Here is an 11,352-nt window from a genome sequence, read left to right on the forward strand (position 1 = left end):
AGCCACCGTGTCCACATTCCTGTACACCCTGGGCCGCTGGTCATTCCGGCACCCGTGGCGCGTCCTGTCGGCCTGGCTGCTCATCCTCGTCCTCGCCGGGGGTGGAGTCGCCCTGTTCGCCAAGGGCACCGACAACACCTTCGCGATCCCCGGTACCGAGTCGCAAGCCGGTCTCGAGATGCTCTCTCGCACGTTCCCGCAGGTCAGCGGGGCCAGCGCCGACATCGTCGTCGTCTCCGCGGACGGCACGACCGTGCGCGACCAGGGATATCAGGATGCCATCGGCACGACCGTCTCCGACATCCAGAAGCTCGATTTCGTCGAGGCCGTGACGAACCCCTTCGACGAACGGGTCTCCGGGGGCGTGTCCGACGACGGCCGCGCGGCGATCATCCGCATCCAGTTCTCCGGCGAGTCCACCGCCGTTCCCGCCGCGACCGAGGACGGCCTGCGCGAGCTCAGCGCCACGCTCGGCACCGACCTGCCCTCCGGGTCGCACACCGTGCTCGGCGGCCAGCTCTTCGCCACCGAACTCCCCGCGCCCAGCATCACCGAAGCACTCGGCGTGGTCATCGCCGCGATCGTCCTCATGCTGACGTTCCGGTCGCTCCTGGTGGCCGGGATGCCGCTGGCCACCGCGATCCTCGGTGTCGCGCTCTCGGTCGCACTCATCTTCATCGCCACCGGCTTCGCGACCGTCTCCTCCACGACCCCGCTGCTGGCGGTGATGCTGGGGCTGGCGGTCGGCATCGACTACGCCCTGTTCATCGTGTCGCGACATCAAGACCAAGTGCGCGGCGGGATGGACCCCGAGGAATCCGCCGCGCGGGCCACGGGTACGGCCGGATCCGCCGTCGTGTTCGCCGGCATCACCGTGCTCATCGCGCTCATCGGCCTCGGCTTCGCCGGCATCCCGTTCCTGACCACGATGGGCGTCGCCGCCTCGGTCGCCGTCGCGATCGCCGTGTGCATCGGACTGACCCTGACGCCCGCGTTCCTCGGGTTCGCGAAGGGGCGCGTCGTCGGCTGGGGCTTCGCGAAGAAGCGCACGAGCGCGCGCCGGCGTCGGGGGATGTCCGCACAGGAGGACACCGACGCCCTCGCGGCCGCCGCCGCGGACCGCGGAGAGAAGATCGCCGCCCAGAAGGTCCGGGCCGCGCGCAACGGCCCCGCCCGCCGTTGGGTGGGTCTGGTGACGCGGCATCCCGTGGTCACGTCCGTGGCCGTGATCGGACTTCTCGGGGTGGCAGCCATCCCCGCCGGCAGCCTCGCCCTCACCCTCCCGACCGCCGGCCAGCTGACCCCGGGCAACGAAGCGCGCACCGCCTACGAACTGACCGACGAATACTTCGGCCCGGGCGCGAACGGCCCGCTCATCATGACCGGGACGATCGTGACCTCCAACGATCCGCTCACCCTGATGCAGAACATCGGCGACGAGGTCGCGAAGATCCCCGGCGTCGCAGAGGTGGCCCTGGCGACCCCGAACGAGACCGCCGACACCGGCATCGTGCAGATCGTGCCCGAGACCGGCCCCGAGGACCCGCGCACCGCCGACCTCGTGCGCGAGCTCCGCGCCGCCGAGGACCGCTTGTACGACGAGTTCGGCGTGCGGCTGCTGGTGACCGGCTACACCGCCGTCACGATCGACATCTCCGATCAGCTGGGAGCGGCGCTCCTCCCCTTCGGTGTGTTCGTGGTCGGTCTCTCGCTGATCCTCCTCATGATCGTCTTCCGCTCGATCTGGGTGCCGCTGACCGCCGCGGCCGGCTACCTGCTGTCGGTCGCCTCGTCCTTCGGCGTCGTGGCCGCGGTGTTCGAGTGGGGGTGGTTCGCCGACGCGCTCCACGTGGCCAAGGTCGGCCCCGTCATCAGCTTCATGCCGATCGTCGTGATGGGTGTGCTGTTCGGCCTCGCGATGGACTATCAGGTGTTCCTCGTCTCGCGTATGCGAGAGGACTACGTGCACGCCGACCGCGAAGGTCGCACGCCGCGCGAAGTGGCCCTCGGCGCCGTCCGCAGCGGATTCGTGGGCTCAGCGCGTGTGGTCGTGGCCGCAGCCGTGATCATGTTCTCGGTGTTCGTCGCGTTCGTCCCCGAGGGCGATTCGAGCCTCAAGCCCATCGCCCTCGGCCTCGCTGTCGGCGTCGCCGTCGACGCGTTCCTCGTGCGCATGACCCTGGTCCCCGCCGTGCTCGCCCTTCTGGGCGCGAAGGCCTGGTGGATGCCGCGCTGGCTCGACCGACTGCTCCCGAAACTCGACGTCGAGGGTGAGGCCGTCGAACGCGAACTGGGGTTGTCCGACTGGCCGAGCGAGCCCTCCATCGCGATCGCCGCCGACGACCTGCGCGCGACCCCGGCCTCCGACGACGCCGAACCCGCGTTCGCCGACGTGAACCTGCGCCTCGGCTACGGCGGAACGCTCCTCGTCACCGGCGAGACGCGTGTCACCCGCCCGCTGCTGCTCGCACTCGCCGGCCGCCTGTCGACGCTCGAGGGTCGCCTGCGCGTCGACGGGCTCCTCCTCCCCGAACGCGCGGGTGCCGTGCGCTCGCGCGTCGGTGTGGCGCTGCTGGACGACGCCGAAACCGCCGTCGACGAGGTCGCCCGCGCCGTCGCCGGCCGGACCCGCCTCGCCGTCCTGTGCGACGTCGATCGGCTGGACGCCGATGCCCGCGCCGACATCGCCGAGACGCTGCGACGCGCCGCCGTCGAGGCGCGCGAGCGCAACGACGACGCCGGGTCGGCCTTCACGCTCGTCGTGTCGGCCCGCGACGAACGCCGCGCGCTCGCCCTCCTCTCCGACGCGCATCGGCCCGATGTGACCTCGCTCGCGCTGCCTGCGCCCCACCGGCATCGCCCGGCCCCCGAGTCCTCCCCCGATCCCTCCGAGGTGTTCGCATGACCGTCCCCGTCGAGCGCTCCCGCTCGCGCCGCCCCGTGACCTGGCTCACGCTGATCGGTGTGCTCCTGCTCCCCGCCGTGATCGGCGGCATCCTGGTCGGTGCGCTGTACAACCCGACCGACCGCCTCGACAACATCACCGCCGCGATCGTCAACGACGACAAGGCGGTCGAACTGAACGGCCAGCTCGTGCCACTCGGCCGTCAGCTGACGGGCGGCCTCGTGAAGGGGGCCGACGACCAGCCGAGCAACATCGACTGGGTCATCTCCAATGACGCGGACGCCGCCGCCGGTCTCGAGGACGGTACCTATACCGCCGTCGTCACGATCCCCGAGAACTTCACCTCGGCCGCCCTCTCCACCCGCCCCGGTGAGACACCCGAACGCGCGACGATCGGCGTCGAGACGGCACCGAACGCGCGAGTGGTCGACGGTGCGATCACCGCACAGCTGGCCACCACCGCCTCCACGGTGTTCGGCAGCGAGCTGTCCTCGCAGTACCTCACCAACGTGTTCCTCGGCTTCACGACGCTCGGCCAACAGCTAGGCACCGCGGCCAGCGGCGCGCACCAGCTCGCCGACGGCGCGGGCCAGGCCGCCACGGGCGCGACCGGTCTGCAGGATGGACTCGGGCAGCTCTCGAACGGCGCCGGGCAACTCGCCACCGGCGCGCAGCAGTTGGCCGCGGGAACGGGTCCGCTCGCCGACGGCGCGGCCCAGGTCGCGGGGGGCGCGACGGCCCTCGCCGGTGGCACGCGCGAAGCCGCCGCGGGTGTCGGTGACCTGGCGGGGGGCGCGAACGGCATCGCCGACGGCAACCAGGCGCTCGCCACCAACGTCAACGCCCTCGCCGACCGGATCCCGCCGCAGTTCGCGCAGGTGGCGACCGACCTGTCGAAAGCCGCTCCCCAGGTGAACGACGCGCTCGTGAAGGCCGCGGCCGCGCTGCAGAAGGCCGCCGACGACTGCACGGGCACCCCCGCGCAGTGCGATGCCCTGCGCGCCGCCGCCGCCGACGCGAACGCGGCGCTGCCGCAGGCGACGGCGACCGTGACGCAGATCGGCGAGCTCGCCGGTGAAGCCGCGCAGCTCCCCGCCGGAATCAGGTCGATCGCGGAAGCGAACCAGCAGCTCGCGAACGGCGCCCGGGGCCTCGCCGGGGGCGCGACGAAGGCGGCGAACGGTCTCTACACGATCGCCGGCGGCATCGACGGCCTCGCGGGCGGGGCGAGCCAGGTCGCCGACGGCATACGCCAGCTCGGCACGGGTGCGGCGGGCCTCAGCAGCGGCGCCGCCCAGGTGGCATCCGGAGCCTCCGGGGCCGAGGATGGCGCGGGCCAGCTCGCCGACGGCGTGCAGCAGGTCGCCTCGGGCACGTCATCCCTCGCCGACGGCCTCGACACTGCGGTCGCGCAGCTGCCCACCTACACCGACGCGCAAGCGAAGAGCCTCGCCGCCATCGTCGCAGACCCCGTGTCGGCGAACGGTGTCAGCGACTCGCTGTTCGGCACCGCCGCCGTGCCGCTGCTCGCGATGGCCGTGCTGTGGTTCGGCGGCGTGGCCTCGTACGTCGCCTTCCAGGCCGTGTCGGCGCGATCGCTCACGAGTCGGCGCGCGTCGGGGCTCGTCGCCCTCCGCAGCTTCGCCCCCGCCGCGATCATCGGCGCCGTGCAGGGGCTGCTCGTCGCGGGCGTCGTGCAGGTGGCATCCCGCTTCGACTGGGGAGACTGGGCGCTGTTCGCCCTCGTGTGCGTCGTCGCCGGAGTCGCCTTCGCCGCAGTGAACCAGGCGCTCGTCGCCCTCTTCGGGGGCGCCGGACGCTGGATCGCCGCGATCGTAGGCGCCCTGGCCCTGGCGGCGAACATCGTCTCGACCGTCCCACCGGTGCTCGCGGGCCTCGCCTCGCTTCTGCCGACCTCCCCGGCGTACGCGTCGATGCTCGGCGCCCTCGCCTCCTCGGGCGGGGTGGGCGCGGGAATCGTGGGTCTGGTCGTCTGGGCCGCGCTCGCGCTGATCGTGACGACCCTCGTCGTGGTCCGTCGTCGTACCGCATCGCTCCGCGCCGCCGCCCAGCCCGCGTAGGCGGGCGCGCGGTCGGGGCGGTGGCGGCGGGGTGTCGACCGCCCAGCCCGGGCCGCGCAGTCGGGGCGTACTCGGCGGCCGAACTCCTGGGTTTCGAGCCGTGAGGCGCTGTGCCCGTGGCCGCGACCGCCACGGCCTCCGTTTCTCAGGAGTTCGGCCCCCACGCGTGGCCAGCGGGATGCCGCGACCCCGGCCGAAACTCCTGAGTTCGGGGCAGCCCCGCCACCAGACGTGCGCCCGAAACCCCCACGGTCCCCGGTTTCTCAGGAGTTCGGCCCCACGGGCACCGGGCACAGTCCGCTGCTCAGGCAGCGACGGCCACGCAGCGGCGGGGTGTCAGGACGTCAAACCGGAGTAGGCGTGCAGGCCCTTGAAGAAGACGTTGACGATCGTGAAGTTGAACAGCACGGCGGCGAAGCCGATGATCGACAGCCAGGCCGACCGGGTACCGCGCCAGCCGCGCGTCGCGCGGGCGTGGATGTAGCCGGCGTAGAGGACCCAGATGACGAAGGTCCACACCTCTTTGGTGTCGAAGCCCCAGAAGCGGCCCCACGCGTCATTGGCCCAGATCGAGCCCGCGATGAGGGTGAAGGTCCAGAAGATGAAGCCGACGATCGCGAAGCGGTAGGCGAGCGACTCCAGGGCGTCGGCCGTCGGCAGCGTCTGCAGGAAGCTCCGGCGCGGGGCTGCGGCATCCGAGGACGCGGCGGCGGCGAGCTTCCGTTCGCGACGCGTCTGCAGCAGCTGCATTACCGACAGACCGAACGCAAGGGCGAAGAGGGCGGTGGCCAGCGAGGCGACGAAGACGTGGATGACGAGCCACACCGACTTCAGCGGGTCGGCCAGCGGCACGACCTCGACGTGGAACGCCAGCGTCGCGCCGCCGAGCAGCACGACCGCGAGGCCGGTGATGAGCGAGCCGAGGAAGCGCAGATCGAAGCGTGTCAAAACGATGAGGTAGACCGCGACGACCAGCAGCACACCGGTCAGGGCGAACTCGTACATGTTCGACCACGGCACGCGCTCGGCGGCGATTCCGCGCAGCACGGTACCGGCGAGGTGGAAGAGGAAGCCGAGGGCCGTGAGGGCCGTGCCCATGCGCGCCCACAGGTAGCGCGGCTTCGCGGGGGTGTTCCCGGATGCCGTCGACCCCGAGGACGCGTCGAGCACACCGCCGCCGCCCGCCGTGACGAGTTCGCGCGCGACGACCTCGTCCTTGGCCTTCAGCGCGAGGTCGGAGCGCCGTGCGAGGTCGATCGCGTACGCGATGAAGGCGAGCACGTAGATCGCGACGGCCGTCCACACCAGAAGGAGCGAGATCTCATCGAGGAGGAGCGGGTCGGTTCCGGGCATGGTGTCAGTCTACTTTTCCGGTGTCGGGGCGGGTCTGATCTTCCGGGACCGGAAGCGAGGGGCGGTGGCGCTCGACGACCTGGTCGACGGCGGCGGCGAGAGTGGGGTCCTCGCCGCGGGCGAGGCCGGCGTACTCGACGAGCACCGCGCCGTCCTTCGGCGTCGCCTTCACCCACATGCGTCGACGCGGCACGAACAGCGCGGCGAGCAGACCGAGGGTCGCGAGCGTGGCGAACCCGAGCACCCAGGGGCCGGCGAGATCGCGGTGGATCGACAGCGACGCGAAGCGCTTGACCGAGCCCTGGTATCCCGTCGCCCCGGCCGGCGCTTCGTTCTCGAACGTGATGGTGCCGAGGCCGTTCGGCAGGTCTTGGGTCTCGCCGGGCATGAGCCGCAGGGCGGGGGTCCCGCTGTCGCCGCCGGCGATCTGCGTCATGCCGCTGGGATCGAGGGTGTAGACCGACCGCGGGGTGCCGTCGTCGATGCCGAGGTCTCCGGCGTAGACGCGCAGCGTCAGGACGGGGTACTCGAGATCTCCGAACGTCGACGTGAGCGCTCCGGTGTCGAGGGTGTCCATCGTCGGGTAGAAGAACCCGATGAGACCGAGCTGCTCGGGCATCCCGTCGGCGACCTTGACGACGCCGAGCGAGGTCATGTTGGCATCCTGCGGGAGGAAGGCGACCGAGTCGTGGAAGACCTCTTCGCCCTGGGCGTTGCGGATCGTGACCGTGGGGGCGTACCCGTTGCCGAGCAGGTAGACGCGGTCGCCCTGCACGTCGAGCGGGTGGTTGACGCGCACTTGGCCGTCCTGACGCTCGCCGTCGGGAGTCAGGGTCGTGACGTTGGCGGCGAAGTCGCCGGCCTGCCCCGATCCGGGCTGTCCCGGCGGCACGTAGCGCACGTCGAAGCGGTCGAGGGTCATGGAGTACGGCGCGAGGGCGTTGCTGTCGACGAAGCGGCCGGGGTTGAACGAGGAGTAGTCCAGCAGGCTGTTGGTGAACGCCTGACCCTCCACGAGCACGCGCTGGCCCGTGTAGGTGAAGCCGCCGCCCACGCCGACGGCGATCAGCACGCCCACCAGCGCGGCGTGGAAGACGAGGTTGCCGGTCTCGCGGAGGTACCCGCGCTCGGCCGAGGCCGAAAAGGTGCCGCGCCCGTCGTAACGGGCCACGCGGTAGCCGGCCTTCCGCAACTGCGCGGAGGCACTGTCGACGGCTGCGGCCGCGACGGAGGCGGCATCCTGCCCCGCCGGCACCGGCACGGTGACGGTGCGGTGATCGTCCAGGCGCGCGAGGCGCGCGGGCGTGCGCGGGGGCTGCGAGCGCAGGGCCTTCCAGTGGTGCTTGGTGCGCGGGAGCACGCAGCCGATCAACGAGATGAACAGCAGGATGTAGATCGCCGAGAACCACGGCGAGGTGTACACATCGAACAGGCTGAGCTTGTCGAGCACCGGCGCGAGGTCGGGGTTGTCGGTGAAGTACTGCGTGACACCGTTCGGGTCGGCACTGCGCTGCGGCACGAGCGAACCGGGGACCGCCGCGATGGCCAGCAGCAGCAGCAGCACGAGGGCGGTGCGCATGCTGGTCAGCTGACGCCATCCCCAGCGCAGCCAGCCCACGACCCCGAGGCGGGGCGAGGCGACGTCGTCGCCGGAGGGCGACGCGGAGTCGGCGTGGTCCGAGGGCCGGAGCACGCCGTCGGTGGATTCGGTCACGGTGTTCCCTCGATCAGAGCGGGAGCTGGACACTGCCGATCACCCCCTGCAGGTTCGACATCCACGAGCCCCAGACTCCCGTCACCATCAGCAGACCCAGCGCGATGAGCAGGCCGCCGCCGATGAGGTTGACGACGCGGATGTGCTTCCGCACGAACGCCACCGAGCGCGTGGCCCAGCCGAAGCCGACCGCGAGGAGCAGGAACGGGATGCCGAGCCCCAGCGAATACGCCAAGCCCAGGAGCGCGGCCCGCCCCGGGTCGCCCATGTTGTAGGACACCGACAGGATCGCCGCGAGCGTCGGGCCGATGCACGGGGTCCAGCCCACGCCGAGGGCGATGCCCAGCAGCGGAGCGCCGATGAGGCCGAGGTTGCCGCGCGCCCGGAGCCGCACGGTGCGCTGGGCGAGGCCGAAGAGGCCGATGAACACCAGTCCGAGCAGGATGATGACGACGCCCATGATGCGGGTGATGACGTCGGCGTAGCGCAGGAAGAACAGGCCCACGGTGCCGCCCAGGACGTTCACCGCCATGAACACGAGTGTGAATCCGGCGATGAACAGCAGCGTCCCGCCGACGAGGCGCCCGCGACCGGGGGCGGATGCCGAGCCCCCGCGCGGCGCGACGGATCCGCCGATGAAACCCAGGTAACCCGGCACGAGGGGCAGGACGCACGGGGAGAGGAAGGAGATCAGCCCGGCCGCGAGAGCGACGGGCAGGGCGAGCCACAGTGCTCCGTCGAAGACGAGGGCTCCCGGGTTCACGCGCTCTCCGCGAGCACGGTGCGCACCATGGCCTCGAGGATCGACGCCTCGGGCAGCTCGCCGATCACGCGGGCGGCGACCCGGCCCTGCCGGTCGAGCACGAGGGTCGTGGGGGTGGCGTTGATCGGCGTCTTCTCGGCGAAGGCGAGCTTGAGTTCGGCGTCTCCGACGGCCATGGCGCTGGAGTACGACACCCCGTTGTCGCGCGCGAACGACAGCGCGGTGGCGGGCTGGTCGTACGTGTTGATCCCGAGGAAGGACACGCCCTGACCCTCGAACGATTGGTAAGCCTGCTCGAGACGCGGGGCTTCGATGATGCACGGACCGCACGTGGCGTACCAGAAATTCACCACGAGCACCTGTCCGGCGAAGTCGGCGCTGGATACCGCGGAACCGTTGTCGAGCGATCCCGAGAACTCGACCGCCTCACCGCGCTGGTCGGGCGCGATCTCTTGCGTCTGGAACCCGTTCGCGGCGATGTACCCCTTGTTGTCACCGGCACGGTACTGATCGGCGAGCGGGTCGGCACTGCATGCCGCCAGTGTCACGGCCAGCGCCGCGGTCACGGCGAGCGAGAGGATTCGGCGCATCAGACGGCTCCTACGTCGACGGCTCCGGCGGTCGCGGCCGGCTCGGCGTACGCCACCTCGACCCAGCGGGACGTCCCGGCGGCGCCGTCTCGCCGCTCGAAGCTCGTCACGCTCGACAGCGCGCAGCGGCGCTTGCGGGGGTCGTGGCGGGTGGGTTGGTGGGAGAGGGCGAGGTGCGTGACCCAGATGGGCAGCTGGTGCGAGACCACCACGACGTCGCCCGAGGGTACGCGCTCCCATGCGTCGGCCATCGCCTCGGTCACGCGCGCGACGACGCGCTCGTACGGCTCGCCCCAGCTCGGGACGGCGGGCCGGGCGAGGTGCCGCCAGTTCAGCGGGTTCGCGAGGGCCTGCTTCATGCGCCGGCCCTCGAAGACGTTGGTGGGCTCGATCACCCGATCGTCGATGAACGGCTCGATGCCGAACAGCTCGACGAAGGGCTCGGCGGACTCGCGCGTGCGCTGCAGCGGCGACGCCACGAGCGCGCTGACCGGTCGCTCCAGGCCGCGGATGTACTCGGCGGCCTGCCGAGCCATTCGGCGTCCGTCGACGCTCAGACCGAAACCGGGGAGCCGCCCGTAGAGCACGCGGCGGGGGTTGTGGACTTCCCCGTGGCGCACGAGATGAAGGCGGTCGGCGGGCACGGCGTCCAGTCTACGGTGGCGTCTTGTGGGCCGGCTGAGCGGGGGCGGCCGTTGGTTCGACGCCGTCCTACCTCGTCGGCACCGCGCTCAGGCGTCGCGGCGGGAGGCCAGCAGCGACCGGATCCGCGCGTACATGAACCACGCGACACCCACGGCCACGCCCACGATGACGACGTACTTCAGGATGTCGGCGTACTGCTCGATGACGTGCCAGTTCTCGCCCAGGAGGTAGCCGGCCAGGACGAAGATCGTGTTCCAGATGAGGCTGCCGGCGGCCGTCAGGAGCCCGAACCGCCAGAGCGGCATCTTCGACACCCCCGCGGGGATCGAGATGAGGCTGCGGAAGATCGGCACCATCCGTCCGAAGAACACCGCCTTGCCGCCGTGCCGCTCGAACCAGGCGACGGTGCGGTCGACGTCTTCGGGGTGCAGCAGCGGAACCTTCGCCGCGATCGCCCGCAGGCGGTCGACTCCGAGCCAGCGGCCGAGGCCGTAGAGCGCGAAGGCGCCGACGACTGACCCGAGCGTGGTCCACAGCAGTGCTTCGAAGAGGGTGAACGATCCGCGGCTCGCGGTGAGGCCCGCCATGGGGAGCACGACTTCGCTCGGCAGCGGCGGGAAGAGGTTCTCGAGGGCGATCGCGATGCCCGCGCCCACGGGTCCGATGACCTCCATGAGCGAGACGGTCCAGTCGGCCAGCGAGGTCAGCCAGGACTGGTCGCCCGACGAGGAATCCGCGGACGCGCGGTGCAGGGAGAGGGTGCTGTCGGTCATCGGGTGCCTTCGCGCTCGGTGATCGGCCGCCCGTCCGGGCGCCCGCCGAGAGACTACGGGCAGCGGCTTCGCAGCACCTGTGAGGGGTGCAGGCGATTCAGGATGCCGAGACCCCGGCGCTGACGATCGCCGCGGCGACGAACCACGTCGCCGCCATCGCCACGACGCCCACCAGCGGCACCCAGAAGCTCACGCGATGACGGACCAGACGCACGATCGCGAGAACGACGGCGAGCAGCAGCACGACCCACGGGGCGATGACGGCGGACCAGAACCCGACGTTCATCAGCCCGAAATTGCACGTCATCGACCCGCACGCGTCCGAGGCGAACGCGAGGAAGAACCCGGCGTACGAACAGGCCAGGGCCGCGAGCGGAAGAAGGACGAGCAGCACGATCGTGAGCACGAGATCCCACGCCCGCCGCGCGGGGCGGGACGGCCGCTCAGGCCGGAGCATCCGATAGGACTCCGGGGAGAGGGAGTAGGTCACGAGCCACATCCTAGAGACGCGGCGTCACGAATTGGCGC

The 11,352-nt window shown here is 71.3% G+C and carries 9 protein-coding genes; 2 read left to right on the top strand and 7 right to left on the bottom strand.

All coding sequences use genetic code 11. The features are described 5' to 3' along the window. Positions 1-7 precede the first annotated feature (7 nt). A complete protein-coding gene (locus tag AC3E6M_RS15045) occupies positions 8-2,905 on the top strand; it encodes an MMPL family transporter (protein WP_490530411.1) in 2,898 nt (965 codons plus the stop codon). Then, positions 2,902-4,986: a YhgE/Pip domain-containing protein gene (locus AC3E6M_RS15050; RefSeq protein WP_490530413.1), complete on the top strand. Its 2,085-nt coding sequence runs from the start codon at positions 2,902-2,904 to the stop codon at positions 4,984-4,986. Before AC3E6M_RS15045 ends, AC3E6M_RS15050 begins: the two co-directional genes overlap by 4 nt. A gap of 336 nt (positions 4,987-5,322) precedes the next feature. On the opposite strand, the gene ccsB is transcribed toward AC3E6M_RS15050, so the two are convergent. The 7 genes from ccsB to AC3E6M_RS15085 form a co-directional block, all read right to left on the bottom strand. Next, a complete protein-coding gene (gene ccsB, locus AC3E6M_RS15055) occupies positions 5,323-6,339 on the bottom strand; it encodes a c-type cytochrome biogenesis protein CcsB (RefSeq protein ID WP_490530415.1) in 1,017 nt (338 codons plus the stop codon). A 4-nt stretch (positions 6,340-6,343) separates the two neighbouring features. Continuing rightward, positions 6,344-8,053 (bottom strand): cytochrome c biogenesis protein ResB, encoded by a 1,710-nt coding sequence (gene resB, locus AC3E6M_RS15060; protein WP_490530416.1) that lies wholly within the window; start codon positions 8,051-8,053, stop codon positions 6,344-6,346. A 13-nt stretch (positions 8,054-8,066) separates the two neighbouring features. Next, positions 8,067-8,816 carry a cytochrome c biogenesis CcdA family protein gene (locus AC3E6M_RS15065; protein ID WP_138174252.1) on the bottom strand — a complete coding sequence of 250 codons (750 nt, stop codon included), beginning with the start codon at positions 8,814-8,816 and terminating at the stop codon, positions 8,067-8,069. Continuing rightward, positions 8,813-9,406 (bottom strand): TlpA family protein disulfide reductase, encoded by a 594-nt coding sequence (locus tag AC3E6M_RS15070; protein ID WP_138174250.1) that lies wholly within the window; start codon positions 9,404-9,406, stop codon positions 8,813-8,815. The genes AC3E6M_RS15065 and AC3E6M_RS15070 overlap by 4 nt, the downstream gene beginning before the upstream one ends. Further along, a complete protein-coding gene (locus AC3E6M_RS15075; RefSeq protein ID WP_138174248.1) occupies positions 9,406-10,050 on the bottom strand; it encodes a histidine phosphatase family protein in 645 nt (214 codons plus the stop codon). Before AC3E6M_RS15075 ends, AC3E6M_RS15070 begins: the two co-directional genes overlap by 1 nt. A gap of 87 nt (positions 10,051-10,137) precedes the next feature. Beyond that, positions 10,138-10,824 (bottom strand): DedA family protein, encoded by a 687-nt coding sequence (locus AC3E6M_RS15080; protein ID WP_138174246.1) that lies wholly within the window; start codon positions 10,822-10,824, stop codon positions 10,138-10,140. A 97-nt stretch (positions 10,825-10,921) separates the two neighbouring features. Next, positions 10,922-11,314 (bottom strand): DUF6264 family protein, encoded by a 393-nt coding sequence (locus AC3E6M_RS15085; protein WP_138174244.1) that lies wholly within the window; start codon positions 11,312-11,314, stop codon positions 10,922-10,924. Between the last annotated feature and the right edge of the window lie 38 nt (positions 11,315-11,352).

The organism is Microbacterium sp. SCPM-O-B-15248 (M128) (genome assembly GCF_058214835.1).

Bases quoted from the DNA above. Each gene is read 5' to 3' on its own strand.
- AC3E6M_RS15050 (WP_490530413.1), top strand. From the start codon at position 2,902: ATGACCGTCCCCGTCGAGCGCTCCCGCTCGCGCCGCCCCGTGACCTGG.
- ccsB (WP_490530415.1), bottom strand. From the start codon at position 6,339: ATGCCCGGAACCGACCCGCTCCTCCTCGATGAGATCTCGCTCCTTCTG.
- AC3E6M_RS15070 (WP_138174250.1), bottom strand. From the start codon at position 9,406: ATGCGCCGAATCCTCTCGCTCGCCGTGACCGCGGCGCTGGCCGTGACA.
- AC3E6M_RS15080 (WP_138174246.1), bottom strand. From the start codon at position 10,824: ATGACCGACAGCACCCTCTCCCTGCACCGCGCGTCCGCGGATTCCTCG.